At 70.9% G+C, this 21,252-nt stretch carries 17 protein-coding genes; 7 read left to right on the top strand and 10 right to left on the bottom strand.

The features are described 5' to 3' along the window. Positions 1-37 precede the first annotated feature (37 nt). Both ACIBG4_RS11435 and ACIBG4_RS11430 read left to right on the top strand, forming a co-directional pair. Entirely contained in the window at positions 38-1,297 is a 1,260-nt protein-coding gene (locus ACIBG4_RS11435) for a sensor histidine kinase (protein WP_397201707.1), read from the top strand. Then, positions 1,282-1,929 carry a response regulator transcription factor gene (locus ACIBG4_RS11430; RefSeq protein ID WP_310707686.1) on the top strand — a complete coding sequence of 216 codons (648 nt, stop codon included), beginning with the start codon at positions 1,282-1,284 and terminating at the stop codon, positions 1,927-1,929. Before ACIBG4_RS11435 ends, ACIBG4_RS11430 begins: the two co-directional genes overlap by 16 nt. Here ACIBG4_RS11430 and ACIBG4_RS11425 read toward each other — a convergent pair. The 5 genes from ACIBG4_RS11425 to ACIBG4_RS11405 are packed head-to-tail and all read right to left on the bottom strand — an operon-like array spanning position 1,911 to position 6,745. Beyond that, positions 1,911-2,891 (bottom strand): NAD-dependent epimerase/dehydratase family protein, encoded by a 981-nt coding sequence (locus ACIBG4_RS11425; RefSeq protein WP_397201706.1) that lies wholly within the window; start codon positions 2,889-2,891, stop codon positions 1,911-1,913. The genes ACIBG4_RS11430 and ACIBG4_RS11425 overlap by 19 nt on opposite strands. A 45-nt stretch (positions 2,892-2,936) precedes the next feature. After that, positions 2,937-3,536: a GTP-binding protein gene (locus ACIBG4_RS11420; RefSeq protein ID WP_397201705.1), complete on the bottom strand. Its 600-nt coding sequence runs from the start codon at positions 3,534-3,536 to the stop codon at positions 2,937-2,939. Next, the gene (locus tag ACIBG4_RS11415) at positions 3,517-3,915 is read right to left on the bottom strand and encodes a DUF742 domain-containing protein (RefSeq protein ID WP_397201704.1); all 399 of its coding nucleotides are present in this window, start codon (positions 3,913-3,915) and stop codon (positions 3,517-3,519) included. The genes ACIBG4_RS11420 and ACIBG4_RS11415 overlap by 20 nt, the downstream gene beginning before the upstream one ends. Then, complete coding sequence (locus ACIBG4_RS11410) at positions 3,912-4,346, bottom strand: roadblock/LC7 domain-containing protein (RefSeq protein WP_397201703.1); 435 nt, start codon at positions 4,344-4,346, stop codon at positions 3,912-3,914. Before ACIBG4_RS11410 ends, ACIBG4_RS11415 begins: the two co-directional genes overlap by 4 nt. After that, positions 4,343-6,745 (bottom strand): nitrate- and nitrite sensing domain-containing protein, encoded by a 2,403-nt coding sequence (locus ACIBG4_RS11405; RefSeq protein ID WP_397201702.1) that lies wholly within the window; start codon positions 6,743-6,745, stop codon positions 4,343-4,345. Before ACIBG4_RS11405 ends, ACIBG4_RS11410 begins: the two co-directional genes overlap by 4 nt. Before the next feature lie 914 nt (positions 6,746-7,659). Here ACIBG4_RS11405 and ACIBG4_RS11400 point away from each other — a divergent pair. Further along, positions 7,660-8,088, top strand: coding sequence for a DUF6463 family protein (locus ACIBG4_RS11400; RefSeq protein ID WP_355446711.1), 429 nt, complete (start codon positions 7,660-7,662; stop codon positions 8,086-8,088). Between the two features lie 88 nt (positions 8,089-8,176). Here the strand turns inward: ACIBG4_RS11400 and ACIBG4_RS11395 are convergent, their stop codons facing one another. Together ACIBG4_RS11395 and ACIBG4_RS11390 are read right to left on the bottom strand one after the other, a co-directional pair. After that, entirely contained in the window at positions 8,177-9,172 is a 996-nt protein-coding gene (locus tag ACIBG4_RS11395) for a cellulose-binding domain-containing protein (protein ID WP_397201700.1), read from the bottom strand. A 409-nt stretch (positions 9,173-9,581) separates the two neighbouring features. Next, entirely contained in the window at positions 9,582-10,343 is a 762-nt protein-coding gene (locus ACIBG4_RS11390) for an antibiotic biosynthesis monooxygenase (RefSeq protein ID WP_397201699.1), read from the bottom strand. A 355-nt stretch (positions 10,344-10,698) separates the two neighbouring features. Here ACIBG4_RS11390 and ACIBG4_RS11385 point away from each other — a divergent pair, with 355 nt between their 5' ends. Next, a complete protein-coding gene (locus ACIBG4_RS11385; protein WP_397201698.1) occupies positions 10,699-12,165 on the top strand; it encodes a sialidase family protein in 1,467 nt (488 codons plus the stop codon). A gap of 48 nt (positions 12,166-12,213) precedes the next feature. Here ACIBG4_RS11385 and ACIBG4_RS11380 read toward each other — a convergent pair whose 3' ends face one another. Beyond that, positions 12,214-12,663 carry a hypothetical protein gene (locus ACIBG4_RS11380; protein WP_397201697.1) on the bottom strand — a complete coding sequence of 150 codons (450 nt, stop codon included), beginning with the start codon at positions 12,661-12,663 and terminating at the stop codon, positions 12,214-12,216. A gap of 133 nt (positions 12,664-12,796) precedes the next feature. Then, positions 12,797-13,447, bottom strand: a complete 651-nt coding sequence (locus ACIBG4_RS11375; protein WP_397201696.1) for a class I SAM-dependent methyltransferase — start codon at positions 13,445-13,447, stop codon at positions 12,797-12,799. A 117-nt stretch (positions 13,448-13,564) separates the two neighbouring features. On the opposite strand from ACIBG4_RS11375, the gene ACIBG4_RS11370 reads away from it, so the two are divergent. Together ACIBG4_RS11370 and ACIBG4_RS11365 are read left to right on the top strand one after the other, a co-directional pair. Beyond that, positions 13,565-15,715 carry a glycoside hydrolase family 6 protein gene (locus ACIBG4_RS11370; RefSeq protein ID WP_397201695.1) on the top strand — a complete coding sequence of 717 codons (2,151 nt, stop codon included), beginning with the start codon at positions 13,565-13,567 and terminating at the stop codon, positions 15,713-15,715. A gap of 25 nt (positions 15,716-15,740) precedes the next feature. Further along, on the top strand, positions 15,741-18,311 hold the full coding sequence (locus ACIBG4_RS11365) for a BTAD domain-containing putative transcriptional regulator (protein ID WP_397201694.1): 2,571 nt from the start codon (positions 15,741-15,743) through the stop codon (positions 18,309-18,311). A 6-nt stretch (positions 18,312-18,317) separates the two neighbouring features. On the opposite strand, the gene ACIBG4_RS11360 is transcribed toward ACIBG4_RS11365, so the two are convergent. Beyond that, entirely contained in the window at positions 18,318-19,850 is a 1,533-nt protein-coding gene (locus tag ACIBG4_RS11360; protein WP_397201693.1) for an FAD-dependent monooxygenase, read from the bottom strand. 46 nt (positions 19,851-19,896) lie between these two features. On the opposite strand from ACIBG4_RS11360, the gene ACIBG4_RS11355 reads away from it, so the two are divergent. Beyond that, positions 19,897-20,538, top strand: a complete 642-nt coding sequence (locus tag ACIBG4_RS11355; RefSeq protein WP_397201692.1) for a TetR/AcrR family transcriptional regulator — start codon at positions 19,897-19,899, stop codon at positions 20,536-20,538. The last annotated feature ends 714 nt before the right edge of the window (positions 20,539-21,252 follow it).

Here is a 21,252-nt window from a genome sequence, read left to right as displayed (position 1 = left end):
GGACACATCACGCCATACCGGACGGCAAGGGAAGATCATGAGACAGCTGGTGTCGTGGGTGACGAGTGCCTGCGTGGGGTTCGTGCGCGCGTGCGCCGTCGTGGGCGTCGCCATGCTGGTGCCGGCCGTGTGGGCCGTCGCCGTGGCGCTGTGGATGTGGTGGTGGGGCGGAGACGCGTGGTCGTCGATCGTGCCGCTCCTGTGGGCGTGCATCGGCACGCTCGCCCTGTCCCGCCCGGTGTGCCGGATGGTCCGCTCCCTTGTCGGGAAGTGGACGGGCACCGTCATTCCCGCCGGATACCGGGAGGCCGGGCCGGTGACCCGGATGTCCACCGGGTACTGGTGGAACGGGTACTCCTACGAGCGCACCGACCGGGACGCCCGCCAGGATCAGCGGATGCGGCTCTGGTGGAGCGATCCGGCCACCTGGCGCGACCTGAGGTTCACGGCGATCGCACCCGTCACCATGGGCCTGATCGCGGCTGTCCCGCCGGCCGGAGCCGTCGCGGCGGTCCTCGGGTTGTCCCAGCCGACGCTTCCCGCGCGTCTTGCCGGGGTGCTCGGCCTGGTCGTGGCCATCGCCGGCGCCCCGTACGCGTGGCGGGCCGCCGAGCCGGTAGCCGTCCGCTTCCTGGGCGCGTCGCCCACGATGACGCTGGCCGGCCGGGTCGACGAGCTGACGGCCCAGCGCGCGGACACGACAGTCGCCCAGGCCGCCGAGATCCGCCGGATCGAGCGGGACCTGCACGACGGGGCGCAGGCACGCCTGGTCGCGCTCGGGCTGGCTCTGGCGACCGCGGAGAAGCTGATGAGAACCGACCCCGACCAGGCCATGGCGCTGATGCGGGACGCACGGGTCACCGCCTCCACGTCACTGACCGAGCTGCGCGAGCTGGTCAAGGGAATCAACCCGCCGGTGCTGAACGAGCGAGGACTCGTCGACGCCGTTCGCGCCCTCGCCCTGGACAGCCCGCTGGAGGCGACCGTCAGCGCCGACGTCCGGCTACGCCTGGACGCGCCGATCGAGTCCGCCCTGTACTTCGGCGTCGCCGAGCTGCTGACCAACGCGCTCAAGCACGCCCATGCGTCCCGGGCGCGCGTCTCCATCGCCCAGGACGGCACCGGGATCGTCGTCGAGGTCGAGGACAACGGCCGGGGTGGGGCCGGTGTACGGGCCGGCGGCGGACTCGCGGGGCTGCACCGCCGCCTCGCCGTGTTCGACGGCACCCTGGAGATCATCAGTCCGGCGGGCGGCCCGACCCGCGTGAGAATGGTGGTGCCATGCGAATCGTTGTAGCCGAAGACCTCTACCTCCTGCGCGACGGGATGGTCCGCCTCCTCCAGGCGTACGGGCACGAGGTGGTGGCGACGGCCACCACCGGGCCCGAGACGCTCGACGCCCTGCGGAGGTGGCGGCCGGACGTGTCCATCATCGACGTCCGCATGCCGCCGACCCAGTCGGACGAGGGCCTGCGTGCGGCTCTCGCCGCCCGCGGCGAGCTGCCCGGACTGCCGGTCCTGATCCTCTCCCAGCACGTCGAGCAGCTCTATGCCCGCGAACTCCTGGCCGACGGCGCCGGCGGCGTCGGCTATCTCCTCAAGGAGAGCGTGTTCGACGCCGACCAGTTCATCGACGCCCTGGAACGCGTCGCCGACGGCGGGACCGCCATGGACCCGGCCGTCATCGCCAAGCTGCTGTCCAGCGGGTCCTCGACCCGGCGACTCGACCGGCTCACCGAACGCGAACACTCCGTGCTCGGCCTCATGGCCGAGGGACTGTCCAACCAGGCCATCGGGCGGCGGCTCTTCCTCAGCGAGAGCGCCATCAGCAAGTACACCACCTCCCTGTTCGGCAAGCTCGGCATCGTCGACGACGACAGCAGCAACCGCCGCGTTCTCGCCGTGCTCACCTACCTCAACGAGCCGTGACCTTCGGCCTCGAACAGGCGGACGAGCTCGGACTCCTCGGCGGCGGTGAGGCCGGAACGGCTCACGGTGTGGCCGGACGCGCGCTGCCACGCGAGCGTGTCGCGGGCCGTGTCGGCGACCGGACGGATCCGCAGGCCGGCGACCAGCGTGGCGGAGGTGTCACGGGCCATGAAGCCCGCGTACTCGGGCAACGGCAGCCACAACGGCAGCGACCGCGGCCCCATCCACGGCTCCACCTTGTGAGCGAGGAGGAAGTCCTGGCCGGCCCAGATCAGCTCAGGCCGCACCTCCAGACCCTCGGCGATCTCCGCCAGCAGGTCGCCCCTGCTGAAGGGCATGGAGATCGCATCGTACGGCCCGGCAAGCCCCTTCTCCGCCGCCTCGATCGTCCAGGCGGCCAGGTCGCGCACGTCGACGAGCTGGACGAGCTCGTCGGGCGACCCAGGCGCCAGCACCGGCCCGCCGCGCGCCAACCGGTCGACCCAGTAGGTGAACCGGTCGGACTGGTCCTCCGGGCCCACGATCAGCCCGGCCCGCACCAGCAGCGCCCCGTCGCCGGCGATCCGCTCGCACGCGACCTTGGCCGGCCCGTAGTTCTCCGGGTCGTTCTCGTCCGCATCGGCGGGCAGCGGCTCGTGCAGAGCCTGGTTGGCCTCTCCGGTGTCGGAGTAGACGCTGCACGACGACACGAACGTCCAATGACCGGCACGGCCCGCGAGCTCCGCGACGGCCCGCCGTAGCACGCTCGGATGCCGGGCGACGTCTATGACCAGGTCGAACGTTCCCTCCAGCGGCGCCAGCCCGCCGTCCTCGCTCCGGTCGACCCGGACGAGCTCGACACCCGGCGGCGGCTCGCCCGAGAGTCCGCGCGCCGCGCAGACCACCTCGTGCCCGCGATCGCGCGCCTGCCGTGCGATCTGCCTCGACAGGAACCTCGTACCGCCCAGAACCAGTGTCCGCATCCCCTCATCCTCGCGGGCCGCGGGCTCGTTCGCGACCGTGCCCGGTCAGGACACCGGGTGCGGCGCGGTGCGGGAGTGAGCGGCCATCAGATGGTCGATGAGCGCCAGCAGCACATCACGGCCCGCCATCCGGTCGCGGGCGTCACAGAGCACCAGCGGCACCTGTGGATCGAGATCGAGCGCCTTGCGGATCTCCTCCTGTGTCCGGTCCCTGACACCGTGAAAGCAGTTGACCCCGACGACGAAGGGGATGCCGCGGCTCTCGAAGAAGTCGATCGACGCGAAGCTCACGTCCAGCCGGCGGGTGTCGACCAGGACGACCGCGCCCATGGCGCCGTTGACGAGGTCGTTCCACATGAACCAGAAGCGTTCCTGGCCGGGGGTGCCGAACAGGTAGAGGACGAGGTCCCGGTTGATCGTGATGCGCCCGAAGTCGAGCGCGACGGTGGTGGTGGTCTTGCCGCTCACCCCTTCGAGGTCGTCCACGCCGACGCTGGCGTGGGTCAGGTACTCCTCGGTACGCAGCGGGGCGACCTCGCTCACCGCGCCGACCAGGGTCGTCTTCCCGACGCCGAAACCACCGGCGATCAGGACCTTCACCGCCAGGGGAGCCGCGTCCCCGTGGTCAGAGGTTGCGTAACCCATCCCTCACCGCCTCAAGGATCGTCATACCGGGAAGGCCGCCTGCCTGCGCGAACGCCAGCGGTGGCCGGGACCGCAGCTGACCGGCCTCGATCAGGTCACCGATGAGGATCTTGGTCACCGACACCGGGAGGTTCAGCGCGGAGGCGACCTCGGCCACCGCCAGGGGCCGCCCGCACAGAGCGAGAATGGTGCGGTGCTCCGGCTGCATCCCCCGCAGCTCCTGCCCGGCCTCCGAGGGCACCGCGGAGATCGCCGTCACCAGGGTGATCAGTGTGAGGTCGTCCCGCTCGGGCGTGGTTCGTCCGCCGGTGATCGTATAGGGACGGACAAGGGGCTCGTCGGCGTCTTCGTCGTCGAAGCCCTCAGTCCAGTGCCTCATCCGCGTCTCCTCGCGTCATCGGCCTGCGGGGCGCGCGCGTCGGCTCCCAGCTTCTGGCCGACCTGCTGGATCAGGGTGTGCATCGCGACGGACATCAGCTCGGCGTCGACCTCCTGGGACGCGACCACGGCCAGATGGGTGCCGCGGCCCGCGGCCGTGATGAACAGCCACAGGTCGGCCATCTCGATGATGACCTGGTGCACGGGTCCGCCGTTGAAGAGCTGCCCGACACCGCGAGCCAGGCTCTGCTGCCCGGTGGCGATCGCGGCGAGGCGTTCGGCGTCCGAGCGTTCGATGGTCCGGGACCGGCTGATCACCAGGCCGTCGTCGGACAGCACGATGGCGTGCCGGGTGCCCGCGACCTGATCGACCAGGCCGTCCAGGAGCCAGTCCAGGTCTGCGTCGGTGGCGGTGGTTCGCTGCGTCATCATCGATCTTCCGTCGTAGGGGAACTGGGCTCGGCGGACCCGTCCGGCCGGGGCTGGGAGGCGTCGTCGTCACCGGTCCGGCGCCTGCGGGACTGCCTCTGGAACGCACCGATCATGGCACTGGATCGGCCGGACTGCTCGCGCGCGGGCCAGGTTCCCTGGTCGGCCTGTTCCTCCCTGTCCACCGGGACTTTCAGCTCGGTGACCAGGCTGGCCTGGCGCACCCGCTGGGGCAGCGGCCGGGGGCCGGGCGGCGGGGGCTCTTCGCCCCGATCCGGTGCTCCGGCGCCGGGCGCCGTCACGTACGCCATCGCGCGTCCCCTGGAGCGCGTCGGCAACTGCGCGCCCTCGCGGGGCGAGCGGGGACCGGGCGCGGCTTCCCGCGGGTGGGGCTGCGGTCCGGCGGGCTCCCGGGGAGCCTCCTCGCGCGGCGTGGCGGCCGGCTCGGGTACCGCGCGGGGGCGGTCCACGACCAGCGACTCCGGGAGCAGCACGATGACACGGGTGCCGCCGAAGGCCGACGGCCGCAGCTCCACCTGGAGGCCCAGTCCCGCGGAGAGCCGGGCGACCACGTACAGGCCGAGACGCACATCGTCGGCGTGGGTCATCACATCGAGCTGCGGCGGCGACTGCATCAGGTCGTTGGCGGCGGCGTACTGCTCGGGCTCCATGCCGAGGCCGCGGTCCTCGATCTCCACGGCGAGGCCCCGGCTGACCAGCGCGGCCCGCACCTCGACGGGGGTCGGCGGCTTGGAGAAGGCGGTGGCGTTCTCCATGAGCTCGGCCAGGACGTGGACCAGCGGTCCCACCGCCCGCTCGGCCACCCAGGGCTCACCCGCGACCTCGATCGAGATCCGCCGGTAGTCCTGGACCTCACCCTGCGCGGCGCGCAGGACGTCGAGCAGGCGTACCGGCTTGCGCCAGCGACGCTGCGGCTGACCGCCGCCGAGGATGACCAGGTTCTCCTCGTAGCGGCGCAGCCGCGCGGTGAGATGGTCGAGGTCGAACAGGCCCTCCAGCACCTCGGGGTCCTCGTGCCTGCGCTCCAGCTCGTCCAGCTTCTTCAGCTGAAGGCCGATGAGGATCTGGGTACGCCGGGCGATGCGCTGGAGCATGCGCTGGAAGCCGCGGTGCTGTTCGGCCTGCCGCACGGCGGTGAGGACAGCGCTGCGGCTGGCCAGGTTGAGGGCCTGCCCGAGCTCGCCGAGCTCGTCCGGGGTGGGCTCGACCATGTGGACTTCCGCGTCCACGTCGACGTCCTCGCCGCGCTCCAGCCGGGCGACCACGTCGGGCAGGCGCTCCTGGAGCTCCTGGGCTTCCTCGCGCAGGTGGAGGATGCGCCGGCGAAGAACGGCGGTGAGGCGCCAGCTGGTGAAGACGACCAGGAAGAAGGCGAGCAGGCTCACGGCGCTGACACTGACGAAGATCACGAAGAGCGTACGGGCGTGGCTGTTGCCGATCGTGGCGACGTTGTCGAGCCGGAGGCTGAGGAGTTGCAGCAGTTGCGGGTTGATGATGTCCACCGAGGCGCGCCACGCCGGACCGACGTCGCGGAGTATCACCTGATTGCTCTCGGTCCCGGTCCCGGAGGTGACCAGCCGCTTCTCCAGACCGGTCATGGTGTCCCATGCCTTACTGGTCGTCAGCGTTCGGTACTGGCTCTCGTTGCCCAGGAGGCTGGGGAGCACCTGCGACTGCAGGATGTGCTTCCTGGTGCCGATGGCGTCGGTGACCAGGGCGTACTCGTCCTTCGTCAGGCGCCCGCTCTTCCAGCCACGGGCCAGAACGGCGTCCTCGCGGCCGATCATGTCGACGACCCAGAAGAGGTCGACCAGGGTCTGCGCCTTGCTGCCCACCTCACCGTGATGCGTGTGACTGAGCGCGGCCAGGACGCTGAGGTCCGCCTCGATGACGCCGCTGTAGTAGTCGAACGCCAGCTGCTCACTGGCCCAACCGGCGTCCACCGCCCCGCGCTGCTGGTCGAGAAGGCCGAGGCCGCGCTGGAACCGGGTGATCGCGCCGGTGAGCCCCTCCTGCGCGTTGGTGGTGTCCAGGGCCGCCGGCGACGGGAAGGCTTTCACGGCCTGATCGGTCACCGCGCGCTGCTTGGCCAGCTTGTCACGGGCGCCGCCACGCGGCTCGGCCTGCACCTCCGCGGTGAGGCGTCGCTCCTCCTGAAGGCTGAAGAACAGGTTTGCCGCGGGCCTGCCGACGGTCGTGGTGGCCAGCTCCATCTGGGCCTTCTCCGTCTGCCACTGACTGGACAGCTGGAACATGCCCGAGGCCAGCAGTGGAGCGAAAGTCACGCTCGGCACGAACACGACGATGAGCAGCACGGTACGCAAGGGCAGCCGCCGCGACCTGTCGCCGGTCGGCCCCGATAACCCGTTGCTGTCGCCCATGTTTGCCGTTCGTCGCCGCCCGACCCTGCCCCATCCAGCCACGTGCAGGACACTCTCCTCACCAGTCGGTGCGTCCATGACGAAAATCGCCAAAGTAGGCGATTGGTGCCTGATAGTAGCCATACGGCAGTTGACCCGAAAGCCCCCGCCTCACCGACTCTCCCCAGGGATGTCATGCGCTCTCTTGAAGCGGCATGCAGAACATCGAGCGGAACGTCCTCGCTCGTGAGCCGGACCTGGCCTCCCTCTTCCTCGGCGCCACAACAAATCGATGCGCGGCGGCCAGGCGCCCTGCTGAGGTCACGTCCCGACGGGACCGCGGTAGGAGATCATCTGTCGCAGTTACCGCCTGGAGGTGGCGCTCCAGGTATGCGATCATCGCGCTCATGACATCGACCAGAAAGGGCCATGCCGCGTAGGCGCCCCTCCGAGGCCCGTACGCGAGGATCGGCGTGCGGCGCCCACAGAGCCTTGATCCATCATGTCCCCGGGCTCAGCCGTCGTCCCATGGCCGCGGTCATCGCTCTCGAACACACCCGTATGTGGCCCGGTGCGGTGGCGACTGCCCTGGTGGCTTGGCAGGGCGCGGCCCTCGTCGGGACCGCTGACCGCCTCTTCAGGCGATGCGAGTGCGACGAGTGCAGCGGAGACGCGCCCCGCCGACGGCTGCACCAGGCCCTCGTCGCCTTACCGCCATGGGCCCGGCCGTATCTGTACGCCCTGGTTCTGCCCGTCGACCAGTATTACCTCCGCCGTACTTCACCCGCTTCGCACAGGTCGCCGGATTCCCAATGGGCTTGGTGGCAAGGACGGTCCGTCCCGCCTGACCAGGGCGTCAAGCTCCCCGGAGCGAGGGAGCCGCGTCCCCCCTGCGGGGGAGCACACCTGGTCGCGGTCCCGAGAAGCTGGGAACCATGACCACCACCCCCGCGACCCACCAGCCCGTATTGTCCGCGCCTCCGAGTCGGCTCACCATCTGGGCCGGCCGGACCATGGTCCTGATCGCCGTGGCGCACACCGCCGTGTTCGCCCGTCTCGCCCCCTGGTCCAGTTGGCTCGCCGGGGACCTCCGTAACCGTGCCGCGGACAGTGACTCGGTGGCGACGTTCTGGGCGCTGCCCGGTGGATTCGTCGTGGTGCTGGCACTGCTGGGGCTGCTGGTGGCGCGGATGGGGCGGCAGGGCCACCATGTTCCCGGGTATGTCGGCTGGGTGACCCTCGCCTGGGGAGCGCTGGCCGTCACCCTGATCGGGCCGAGCGGTTTCCTGCTCGCAGCGATCCCCGCCGGGCTGCTCATCGCGGCGAACATCACCACCAGGCGGCACTCCCGCGGCCGGTCCTGAGCAGTGGCGCCACCTGGAGAGCCCTGGGCCTCGCGCGTCCAGGTGAACGTCGGGCGGCGTGGCGATCGGTCACGCCGCCCGTCGCCGATCAGGAGAGGAAGCTCCCGTAGCTGCCGCGCAGGATGCTGTCCTTCTGCGCCTGGCTGAAGTGGCAGTTCGGGTAGTCGTAGAGCGATGCCGACATGCACGTGCCGTCGGTGGACGTAGCGTCCGGCAGGCCGAAGGCGTGCCCCAGCTCGTGCACCATGCCGCCGTACCAACGATTCATCGCGCCGTTGAGCCCGGCGGCGCCGTCAGCGTCGTGGCCGCTGAGGATCACCCAGCCGTTGCCGCCGCCACCACCCGCGCCGTCGCCCTCGGCGCTGACCTCGCCGACGTTGAGCCAACGGTTGTCCGGTGCGCCGAGGCCGAACTTGCGGCGCAGCTCCGCCTGCATGTTGCACACCGCCCACCAGTACTTCTCACCGCAGTTCGGCGTGTTCTCGTACCAGCTTCGCGGCTTGTCGCCGCTGACCACCTCGACGACCGGGCTGTTCAGGGTGAACGTCTTACCCAGCTCCTGCTTGAAGAAGCGCTGCGCCTCCTGCATGACCTTGGTCATGCCGTCCGGGTACCGCTGGTCGTACGCCACGTCCGACGGCTTGAGCCAGAAGACCCGCACCGTCCGCGACGGCGGGGTGCTCGGCGCCGGTGACGGCGTCGTTGACGGGGTCACGCTGGGCGAAGGAGTCGCGCTGCCCGTGCAGGTGACGCCATTGAGTGTGAAGCCGGCCGGCACGGGATTGCTGGAGTTGTTCCAGGTGCCGTTGAACCCGAAGGAGGCGCCGGCGCCCGTTGCCAGAGAGCCGTTCCAGCTCGTGTTGGAGGCGGTCACCGCACTGCCGCTCTGCGCCACGTCGGCGTTCCACGCCTGACTGATCGTCTGCCCGGCGCCGAACGTCCAGCGCAGGGCCCAGCTGGTGAGCGGATCACCGAGGTTCCTGACAGCGACGCTGGCGCTGAAGCCGCCGGCCCACTGCGAGCCGACGGTGTAGGTGACCTGACAGCCGGCCGAGGCGGCGTGCGCCGTGATCGTGTTCGCCACCGCAGCGCCGGTCAGACAGGCCACGGCTAAGACCCAGGCGACAAGACCCCGGCGTAGTCCTCGTTGGTTCATCTGGCTCCTCCGTTGCGGCTCGAACCCGTCTTCAGGTCCGCGTCGCCCACCATGGGCGGGCGTCGTGGGCGCCGGCGCTGCAGGTGGTCCCGCCGCCACGATGACCCCCGATGACGGCGAACCCGAGGAATATGAACGCCAACGAGGGGCACGGTCCCGAACCCTCGCACCGGTGTCAACAAGCGTGGGCGAGAGCCACGGCCGACCTGGGAAAACGCTCTCCAGAAACGGAAAGTTTCAGAGCTGCGCCCCTTTGGCCGGAAGCGAGCCCCGCCCACGTCCACAGCTGTGGAGAGGACGGCCTTCAGTCGGTACGCCGGAGGGCTGCCGAGGACGTTCAGCCCTGGTACGGCGGGGCGACGCCCCAGCCCCAGTGGGGCATGGGCGCTTCCAGGGGCGGCGTCGCGGCGGGCTGGGAGTTGGACAGCGCGATGCGGGTCCCCCACTCGATGTAGGACGCGAACGCGGCGCGGAACTCCGGATCGGCGGGCAGGCCGACCTCGTCGGCGGCGTCCATGAGCAGGCTCACCCAGCGGCGGCGCTGCGCCTCGGTGATCGCCTTGCCCAGGTGCTGCCGGACCATGTGGTGGTAGCCGCCGCGTTCCTGGCTGTAGCGCTCCGGGCCGCGGAACACCTCGCCCAGCCAGATGGCGACCCACTTGGGGTGGTCGGGGGACATGTGCTCGAACAGCGGGCGGAGCAGGTCGTCCTTCAGGACGTTGGTGTAGAAGACATCCGTGAGGCGCTCCAGGGCCTCGGTGCCGCCCGCCCAGTCGTACATCGTCGGGACGGACGAGCCGACGCCGCGTATGGGCGTGCGCTCGTAGTGCCGCATCTCCTCGATCATGCCGACGTAGGGGCGGATCGCCGCCAGGAATCCGGGGAACAGTTCACTGTTCCGGAATCCCTGCGTGTGGTCCTCGGCCGAGGACCACGTGATCCGCAGTATGTAGCAGACAGGCTCATCCACGCAGCGGCTGAGCTCGTAGTCCACACACTGCGGGGCCTTCGCGAGGAAGACGGCGGCTTTGCCGTAGGCCTCCTCGAAGTCGACCGACCGCTCATCAGGGATGCGGTAACGGATGTACTCCACGATCATGACGGCGTTCCTCTCAGCGGGTCGCGCAAGCGAGCTAGAACATAGCCGCAAGCCAGTCGTAGTGTAATCGTGTAATCAAAGCAAGGGATCAAACTCCTCCTCTTCCACCCGCGGCCGGTCCGCCGACGCTGTTCACCTGGTACGCCATCCGCCGGACCGGCTCCCTCGCCGAGGAGTCGGCCGGCAGCGAAAGCGCAGGTCAGGCCCAGCCTCGGCTTTGCGATCATTCGGCGGACGTAACTGATCTTGCGCCGGTAATCTTCCCTGCGTCGTTCGCCGGACGCCCGGGAGACACCGCACTGCCCCGGGCGAGCCGGGGACGTCTTCATCAACACGATCAAGATGAGGAATGCTCGTGATCCGACGCTCCAGGGCGCTGTTACCCGCAGCGGCCATCCTGCTGGCCTGCGCCGTCGCGCAGCCCGCCGCCGCGGACGGCGCCTCCACCGGCGGGCCCGTCATCATCCGGCCGGTCTCGGGCACCAGCCCGCTGCCCGCAGACTGCGGGCCTCCCCCGGCCGACGGCTACACCCTGAACCCCAACACCGAGGTCCTGCCCATGCTGGGGCGGGACCCGAACCGTCCGCAACACCTCGTCACGGTGTACCAGCAGGATCGCTGGAACCGGTACGGCAGCAACGGCGCGGTCACCGCCGTGTCGGACGACTACGGCCTGACCTGGCAGCAGTCCAAGAACCTGCCCGCCTTCTCCCGGTGCAACGGCGGCACGAGCGCCAACGGCGGGGACTACGACGTCACGACGGACAACTGGGTCACGGTCACGCCATCAGGTGCCGCGGTGGCCGCGTCCTTGTCGATGTCCCGCGCCGGGGACGTGACCGCCATCCTGGTGGCCCGCTCCGGCGACGGCGGCCGGACCTGGGACGCGCCGACCACCTTGCAGCGGGACGACAACCCGCGCTTCTTCAACGACCGCCCGTCGGTGACCGCGGACCCGTACCGCCCGGGCGTGGTCTACGCGGTGTGGGACCGCATCGACGACCAGTCGACCAGCACCACGCCGAACTGGGTGCAGCCGGTCTACCTGGCCAAGTCGACCGACGACGGGCGCACCTGGACCACGAGCAAGGTGTACGACGTGCCCACCAACAGCGGCGTCATCGGCACCCAGCTGGTGCCGCTCCCGGACGGGACGCTGCTGATCGGCATGCACCACGAGACGATCGACGCCGGCTCCACCCAGGTCATCCGTTCGACCGACGGCGGCAAGACCTGGTCGGCGCCGACGCTGAACGTCCCGGCCCCGCTCGCGGTGGGCCCCCGCATCCCGGACCCGGACAACTCGGGTGACCCGGTACGCAACGCCGCCCTGCCTCAGCTGGCCGCCCAACCGGGCACCCAGGTGGTCAACGCCGTCTGGCAGAGCCAGGAGGCCGACGGCAGCTTCCACGTGGCCTACTCGCGCTCGGCGAACGGCGGGCAGACGTGGTCCACCCCGATCCGCCTGGACAGGACGCCCACCGGTTCCGCCGCCGTACCGGTCGTCGCCACGTCCAGGACGGGCACCGTGGCGGTCACCTACTACGACTTCCGCAACAACACGCCCGACCCGGCCACCCTGCCCACCGACCTGTGGGCCGTCACCTGCTCGACCGCCTGCACGAAGCCGGGGGCGTGGCGCGAGCAGCACATCGAGGGGCCGTTCGACACGCGGAAGGTCCCGTTGACGAGCGTGGGGCGTCTGCTCGGTGACTACACCGGCCTCGTCCCGGTCGGCAACGCCTTCACGGCCGTGTACGGCGTCTCGACCGGTGACGCCGCCAACCCGGTGGACCTGCACAGCGCCCGCTTCTCCGGCTGAGCGGTCGTACGCCGCCGGGCGGGGCCCGGCCGGGCCGGGCCCCGCCCGTCAAAAGGAGACCGTCTTCTTGGGGAAGGCGGCGCTCAGCGCGGAACCGCGAGTGATGAGGGCGACGCCGATCAGGGCCGGCGCGGACAGGCCCTGGAGCACGGCGTACCACGCTGGGCAGAGGCCGGGGATCAGGTCGACGCCGATGATCGCGACCGGCATGATGGTGGACAGCGTGCGCACGCGGTCGAAGGCCTTGTACGACCCCTCCGCAGCGCGGACCGTCATCCGGTAGATCAGCGGGGTCACCGCGAGCAGGATGGCTCCCCGGATCCACATGAACGAGGTCGCCTCGTGGCCGGTGAACGCCATCACGCCGACCACCCCGAGAGTGATGGCGCTGACGGCGCCGAAGAGCATGACGCACTTCTTCACCGTGGTGAAGGCTTCCTGGGTGCGAGCGTCGCCGATGCGCTCCGTCGCGGTCGTGATGTCGCCGGCGTTCGCCATGATCCTGCTCCTTCGTGTCGCTGTGGTAGCGATGTTAGGGAGCGCCCGGCCAGGCCCATATGGGCCTGGCCGTACGGGTGGGTGGGGCCAGACCCACTCCTGGGCCGGTGACGGCTGCTACGGAGCGTCGGCGTCAGCCGGTCTTGCCGGCCAGCAGGAACACTCTCGGGAAGCCGCGCTTCGCGTCCTGGTCCCCGGGGAAGATCAGGCGGCCGGTCTCGATGATGTCCCGCTCGCGGAGCATGGCGGAGATCATGTCGGTGGACCATCGGTAGGCCAGCGAGACGACGTGGTCGTAAGGCTCGGCCGGTTGCGACGGGTCGTCGGTCGCCGAGAAGGAGAGCAGCAGGTGCCCGCCGGGTGCGAGGACGCGGGCGAACTCGTCGAACAGCTCGTGCACCCGTTCCGGTGGGGTGTGGATGATCGAGTAGTGGCTGAAGACGCCACCGACGCCGGCGTCCGCCAGGTCCAGCGAGAACATGGACCCGACCTCGAACCGGAGGTCGGGATGCTCCTGGCGGGCCTGTTCGATCATCCCCGGCGACAGGTCGATCCCGAACGCGGTGACTCCCCTCGTGTGGAGGTAGGCCGTGTAGTGTCCTGGCCCGCACCCCAGGTCGGCGATCGGCCCGGCGCCCGTCGCCTTCACCAGGTCGGCGAAGGTGTCGATGAGGGCCCGGTCCAGCGGCTGGTCCGCGAGAGGATCGCGGAACAGCTCGCTGTACTCGGCCGCTCTCGCGGTGTAGGCGTCACGGGTCGTTTCGACGAAGCCGGCTTGGGTCATGGTGGATCAAAATAGCCCACCCCGGCTGTGATTCAGCCGATGTACGGCAGGCCGGTGCCGTGCGGGCGGAGCGCGAGGCCTGGAAGGCCCCACGGCCGCAGGCTAACCTGATGATCTATGACCTTGGAGGCGTTGCGCGACGGGGATCCACGCCTGGCCGGGCCGTACGTCCTGCTGGCCCGACTGGGCGAGGGCGGGATGGGCGCCGTCTACCTGGGTCAGGGACCGGACGGCACGCGGGTGGCCGTCAAGCTCATCCACCACAGGATGAGCGCGGATGCCGACTTCCGCCGCCGCTTCGCCCGCGAGGTCGCCGCCGCCCGGCGAGTCGCCCGCTTCTGCACGGCTCCGGTGTTGGACGCCGACGTCGAGGGCGAGATGGCCTACCTGGTCACCGAGTACGTCGAGGGGCCGAACCTCGAGGACGCCGTGCGCCGGTCGGGGCCGCTGAAGGGGTCGGCGCTGGACGGGCTGGCGGTGTCCATGGCGGTGGCGCTGCGGGCCATCCACGGGGCAGGGGTGGTGCACCGCGACCTCAAACCGGCCAACGTGCTGCTGTCCCAGGTGGGGCCCAAGGTCATCGACTTCGGCATCGCGCGCCTCGCCGACGCGGAGATGAGCAGCGCGATCGTGGGGACGCCGGCGTACATGTCCCCCGAGCAGGTCTCGGGTTCGCAGGTGGGTCCCGCGTCGGACATCTTCTCGTGGGGCTCCACGCTGGCCTTCGCCGCGGCCGGGGCGTCGCCCTTCGGTTCCGGCTCGGTGCCCACGATCCTCCTCCGCATCGTCAACGAGCCCCCCGCCCTGGACGGGCTGTCCGGCCAGTTGCACGACCTGGTCGCGGCCGCCCTGGTCAAGAAGCCCGCCGACCGCCCCACCGCCCAGGACATCCTGGACCACCTCAGCACGTCCATCCCGTTGCCCGCCGCTCCCGCGAGTGAGGCGGACGGGGGCGCCGAGCGGGTCCACCTGACACAGCCCCCCCGGTTCTCCTCCCCCGGGACCGCGCCGGCGCAAGCGGCGGGCGTCGTGGACGCGGGGACGGACGCGGGGACGGATGGACGTGGTCGGGGCGTCGGCCGGACGCGCAAGTGGATGGCCGGGGCGGCCGCCGTGGTCGTCGCGGCGGCCGGGGTGGTGGCGTTCGCGTCGCAGGGGAAGGACTCTCCCACCGGCGTCCGGGACCCGGCGGCCAGAGGGACCTCTGGGACGGGGGCCGCGGCATCGCCGGCGGCCTCTCGGCCCACCGCCGCACGCAACCCGCTGCGCGCCGGGCAGGACGTCCAGTTCTACGCCCCGCCCGAGCCGGCGGCCAGCCGCCAGGCGAGGCTCTGGGCCGAGGACCGACCGCGGGACGCCGAGCTCATGACGAAACTGGCCGCCGTCCCGTACGCCATCCGCCTCGGCGATTCCGAGGTCCGGGCCAAGGTGGACAACGCCATCACGGGCGCCGGGCAGCAGGACGCGGTGCCCGTGTTCCTGATCAACCACCTGCCGGGCAGCGAGTGCCGCCCGGCCGCCTCCGCGGAACTCACCGCCTACCACGACTGGATCAACGGCATAGCCGACCAGATCGGCGACGCGCGGGCAGCGGTCATCCTGGAGCCCGGCAGCCTGGCCAAGCTGCCCGGCACGCCGGACTGCGACCCCCAGGGCTCCCCGGACCAGCGCTACAAAGACCTGCGCCAGGCCGTCCAGACCCTCAAGTCCCACCCGAACACCGCCGTCTACCTCGACGGCAGCCAGGACCTCTGGCCCGGCACCGAGCTCATGGCCGACCGCCTGATCGGCGCGAGCATCGACCGGGCGGACGGCTTCTTCGTCAACACGGCCGGCTACCAGAGCACCGAGAAGTCGGTCGCGTACGGCAAGAAGCTGTCGAGCTGCATCGCCGTCCGGCTCGCCACCGGCCGTAAGGGCTGCCCCATGGAGGTGAAGGCGGACCCGGCCACCATGCCGCACTTCGTCGTCGACACCGGCAGGAACGGCCAGGGCTCCTGGGCTCCGACCAGGCACTATTCCGACCCGCAGACCTGGTGCAACCCGCCGGGCAGGGGCGTCGGCGACCGGCCGACCACGGCGACGGGCGAGGAGCTGGTGGACGCCTACCTGTGGATCGCGCGGGCGGGCACCTCCGGAGGCCGGTGCCGGCGTGGCACTGACGGCGAGAAGGACCCGGAGCGCGGCGTGGTGTCGCCGGAGGCAGGCGAGTGGTGGCCCGAGCTGGCCCTCGAACGGGCCAAACTGGCCAACCCGCCATTGCGGTGAGGTTTTTTCCTGATAGGGAGGAGCCGTGGAGTTCCGCATCATGGGCCCGCTGGAGGTCCGCGACACCGACGGCAAGGACTGCACCCCGACCGTGCGCAAGCATCGCGATCTGTTGGCGATGTTCCTGCTCAACGCGGGCCGGCCGCTGACGGCCGAGCGGCTGCGCAGGCTGCTGTGGCCGCACGAGGACGGCGACCGGTCCGACTCCCTCGTCCGCGGGTATGTGGGTCAGCTCAGGCGGCTGATCGGGCACGGGACGATCACGACCGTGTCCGGCGCGTACCTGCTGAACCTCGGCGACGGGCAGCTCGACGTCGACCGGTTCCGGCTGCTGGTGGACCGGGGCGCGTACGAGGAGGCGCTGACCCTGTGGCGCGGCGAAGCGCTGGACGACGTGGATCCCGAGGGCGAGCGGTGGGTGGAGACCCGGCGGCTGCGAGAGGAGCTGGAGGAGCTGCGGCTGCTGGCGCTGGAGCGCCGGGTGCAGGCCGACCTGGACGCCGGGCGCCATCGCGAGCTGCTGGCCGAGCTGCGCCGACTGACAAGGCAGCACCCGATGTGGCAGCGCTTTCGCGGCCAGTACATGCTGGCGCTCTACCGCAGCGGGCGCCGGGTGGACGCGCTGGCCGCGTACGCGGTGCTGCGCGACCAGCTCGACGGCGGCCACGCCATCGAGCCGGACCCGGAGCTGCAGCTGCTCTACCACCGCATGTTGCACGACGACGCCTCGCTGCACGTGTCGGCCGGTCCGCCGGTGCTGCTGCCGCCCGACGTGGCCGACTTCACCGGCCGGGCCGAGCTGCTGAAGGAGGTGACCGGCGGCCTCGTCGTGGTGCACGGGCAGGCGGGGGCGGGCAAGTCGGCGCTGGCCGTGCACGCGGCATGGCGGCGGCGCCCCGACTTCCCCGACGGCATCCTGTACGCCGACCTGCGCGAGACCACGGCCCCGGCGGCCGTGCTGGAGGACTTCCTGCGCTGGCTCGGCTGCCCGGCCCAGGCGATCCCGGCTGCGCCGGAGCAGCGCGAGCGGCTGTTTCGCACCTACACCGCCAACCGCAAGCTCCTGGTGGTGCTGGACAACGCCGCCGGCGAGGCGCAGGTGCGGCCGCTGTTGACCTCGTGCCCGACCATCGTCACCAGCCGTTCCCCGCTGGGCGGCCTGCTCGGCGCGCGGCGGCTGCCGGTGGGCGTGCTGGACGACGGGGAGGCGCTGGAGCTGCTGGTCAAGAGCTCGGGCCAGGCGGCGGACGGCGCCCTGCGGCGGTTAGCGCGCTTCTGCGGCGGCCTGCCGATCGCCTTGCGCATCGCGGGTTCCCGGCTGGCGGCCCGTCCCGAGTGGACCGCCGACTATCTGGTGGGTCTGCTGGAGGACGAGCACCAGCGGCTCGACCGGCTGCACGCGGGCGACCTGACGGTGCGCAGCGTGTTCGCGATCGGCTTCGACGGGCTGCCGGAGGCGGCGAGGCTGACGTTGCGCGGGCTGGGCGCGCTGTCCGCGCCGGACTTCGCCGACTGGGTGACCGAGCTGTTCGGCGGGCAGGCGGAGGCGCTGGTGGACGCGGGACTGCTGGAGACGCACGGCGTGGACGTGGCCGGACAGGTACGCTACCGGCTGCACGACCTGACCCGGCTGTTCGCGCGCGAGCAGCCGGTGCCGGGGGCGTTGGCGAAGCTCGCGGACAAGGCGCTGTCGCGCGTGCAGGCGTCGCGGTTCTCACTGGTGTCGGGAGATCCGGCCACGGCCGTGGCGACCAGGGACATCAGGGAGTCGGTCGAGTGGCTGGCGGCCGAGCGGGCGTTCCTGGTGAGCCTGGTCGCCGACCTGAGCGCCGCCGGACTGGACGGCGCCTGCTGGCGGCTGGCCCACCTGCTGGCCCCCTACCTGGAGCGGCACCGGTTCCTGGACGACTGGCGGGCCCTGGCGGGCCCCGCGATGGAGGCGGCGCGGCGGACGGGCGACAGCCTGGGCGAGGCGCTCATCCTGCTGGACCAGGGCGACCTGCACCTGGCTCAGCGGGACTGGCAGGGGGCGGAGGAGCGGCTTCGGCTGGCGCTGGAGATGTTCCAGAGCCGGGAAAGCGCCCGCGAGGTCGCGCACGTCATGCGCCGGCTGGGCCGCGTACACCTGGAGCTGGGCCGCCTGGAGGAGGCGGAGCGGGCACTGCTGGCCTGCCTGGAGAGGGCGGAGAACCAGCGTGACGCCGCCGACGCCGAGCAGGTGCTGGGCGTCATGTTGCGCCGCTCGGGCCGGCTGGACGAGGCCGCCGACCGGCTGCTGGCCGCCGTCGGTCGCCTGGCCGAGCTCGGCGACCGGCACCGGCAGGCCGACACGCTGCTGGAGCTGTCGGCGGTACACCTGGCGCAGGGTGCGAAGCCGGACGCGCGTGCCGCCGCCGAGCGGGCCCGGGGCATCGCCGTACGGCTCGGCGACCGACTGCTCGACGCACATGCCCTGCTGGCCCTGGCGAAGGTCAACCGGGCGGAGGGCGCGGCCGTACGCTCGCGCGAGCTGGCCCGGGCGGCGCTGGAGGTCTTCGAGGAGACCGGCGACCGCCAGGGCAACGCGAACGCCCGGTCCCTGCTGGCGCTGCTCTGAACGCGCTCAGGCAGGCGAGAGTTCGGAAGGTGCTCCGAACCACCGGGTCAGCGCGTTGTCGAGCGTCTTCGAGGTGTCCGGGTCGCCTGACGCCCAGGCGACGATCCCGTCGGGCCGGACCAGGAGGCCTGTGAGGTCGGGACGGTCAGGACAGGTCGTCGCGACGACGCGGATCCGGTCGCCGTAGCCTTCGGCGTGCCGGCCGAGTGCCGCGTCGCCGCCTGTCAGGTCGAGGAGCAGGGCCTGGCCGCCGTGGAGGAGGTCGGCCAGCTTGCCGACGCCGGTGAGCTCGAGGTCAGGCGCCGTGCGGCCGGCCAACGGGTGGTCGCCGTCGAGGTCGTAGTGCTGCCATACGCCGGAGAGCTTCTTGGCGAAGTAGGTGGTTCCGGTCACCGTCCTGGCCAGGTCGGTCACGATGTCGCGCATGGCCTGTGCGTGCGGTTCGGGACGCATCAGCGCGATCTGGGCCCGGGTCCAGTCCAGGACCCACGCGCCGATGGGATGCCGCTCGGCGGTGTAGGAATCCAGCAACCCCACGGGCGCCCAGCCGCGAATCGCGGCGGCGAGCTTCCAGCCGAGGTTCATCGCGTCCCCGATGCCAAGGTTGAGCCCCTGGCCACCGAAGGGCGAGTGGACGTGCGCCGCGTCGCCCGCCAGCAGCACCCGCCCCATCCGGTAGGTGGTGGCTTGGCGGGCGTTGTCGGTGAACCGGGTGGCCGTGTGGACGGCGGTGATCGTGACATCGACCCCGGAAACCCGGTGCAGGGCTGCCTGGAGCTCCCCTGTGGTGATCGGCGCGTCCCGGTCGGCGGGTGGCCCGCCGAACTGCACGGTGAGGATACGGCCTGGTATCGGGCCGTGGACGTAGACGCCGGTGTCGGTGCGGTTCCAGCCCATGACCAGGTCTTCGGCGCCCTCCATCTCGACCAGCGCCTGGTGGCCGGTGATCTCCGGGTCCGTGCCGGGGAACTGGAACCCGGCCAGCCTGCGGACCGTGCTGCGGCCGCCGTCGCAGCCCGCGAGCCAGGCGGCGCGGATCGGACCCTTGCCGGTGTGGACGGTGATCCCCTCGGCGTCCTGGTCGAACCCGGTGAGCTCCACCCCGCGCCGCACCTCGACGCCGAGGGCCGACGCACGGTCGCCGAGCAGGCGCTCCAGCTCGGATTGGGGCACCAGCGAAACGTCCGCCGCGGGGCCGTGGCCGGCGAAGTCGGGATCGGACGTGTCGAGCAGGTCGTTGTGCAGCATGATGCCGGCGAAGTGGCCGAGAACCTTCGGGCCGGATTTCCCGGGCTTTCCGCCCGCACCCGGCCGCATGAACCGCGCGAAGACCTCCCGCTGCATCTCCGCCGCCGCGGGCAGCAGCCCGCGGCGGTAGAGCGCCTCGGCGGTCGGCAGGGTGATCGAGCCCGCCTTGATCGTCGTGTCCACCTCGGTCAGCCGCTCGACGACGACCACCGACACTCCGGCCAGCCGAAGCTCGCAGGCGAGCATCAGTCCGACGGGACCTGCCCCTGCCACCACCACATCGAAGTCCATGACTTCACTATAGTCACTAAAATCTTTTACTCGCTACACTGGAATCGTGAACCACGATCCCGCCCCCCTTACGCTGCGCGAGCGCAAGAAGCGCCAGACACGGCAGCGGATCTCCGACGTGGCGTCGATGCTCTTCTTCGAGCGCGGCTTCGACAACGTCACGGTCGCCGAGGTCGCGGAAGCCGCCGACGTCTCCGCCATGACGGTCTTCAACCACTTCCCCCGCAAGGAGGACCTCTTCCTCGACCGGCTTCCCGAGGCCGCGGAGCTGATCACGCGAGCCGTCCGGGAACGTCAGGAGGGCGAGTCCCCGCTCGTCCCGCTGCGCCGCATGCTGCTCGAGCTCATGGACCAGCGGCATCCGCTGTCGGGCCTGCACGACGACTTCCCGCACTTCTGGCGGGTCGTGCTGGCGGCGCCGTCGCTGCGGGCGCGGGCCAGGGAGGCCGTGGAGGAGATGGAGGACACCATGGCCTCTCTCCTCGCGGAGGCCGCCGGGGTCGAGCTCGGCGACTCGCGGGCCAGGCTGGCGGCGGCGCTGACGGTCGCGGCCTGTCGCACGATCTACGTCACCACAGCCGCGCGGCTGCTGGCAGGCGAGCGCGCCGACGACATCGCCGACGAGCAGCGAGCACTGGCCGTACGTGCCTTCGACGGCCTGGAACGGGCGCTTCCCGACGGCTTGTGACGGCATCCCGATCGGGGTCGGCCGAGAGATGGCCGGTCAGGAGCTGTTGACCAGCGGACCGTGCGCGGCACGTCCCTGGGGCGGGTCGGCAGGTGTCTTCGGATGCCGGTCTTCACCGGCTGCCGGCGTACCTTTGGACTTCGGCCCGTACCCACGCCCGCCGCCACGAACCCAAACGCCTACGGCGTCGTTGATCCTGTGGAAGAGTTGCTCGGCCCGGCCTCACCCGTCCTGCGGCCAGACCTTCGGCGACAAAGCGCCCAACTAGCTCAATAGGCCGCTGCTGCGCCACGAGGGCGTCAGCGAGGTCACCGGCGCCAACGCGTACCGACTCCTCAAGACGATTCTGTCCACAGCTGTGGATGACCAGCTCATCAAACGCAACCACTGCCGGATCAAAGGCGCAGGCCAGGAGAAGTCACCCGAACGACCGGCGCTCACAGTCGCCCAGGTCTACCGCCTCGTCGACGTCATCGGACACCGATACCGCACCCTCGTACTCCTCGGCACGTTCGCCGGCCTGCGATGGGGCGAACTCACCGGACTCCGGCGCCGCGACCTCGACCTCAACACAGGCACAGTCAAAGTCGAACCAATTGCTCTAGATCACCGGCAAGGGTCCGATCTTCACCGATCCCAAGTCCGCGGGCCGCAAGGTACGGGCGGCTTGGCTGCGAAAAAGAGGAGGCGGCAGAAAGAGGCCGATGTCAGGAT

Source organism: Nonomuraea sp. NPDC050383 (assembly GCF_044459125.1).
Classification (GTDB): domain Bacteria; phylum Actinomycetota; class Actinomycetes; order Streptosporangiales; family Streptosporangiaceae; genus Nonomuraea.
Note: the sequence above shows the minus strand (reverse complement) of the source record. Positions and strands in the feature narration are given on the sequence as shown.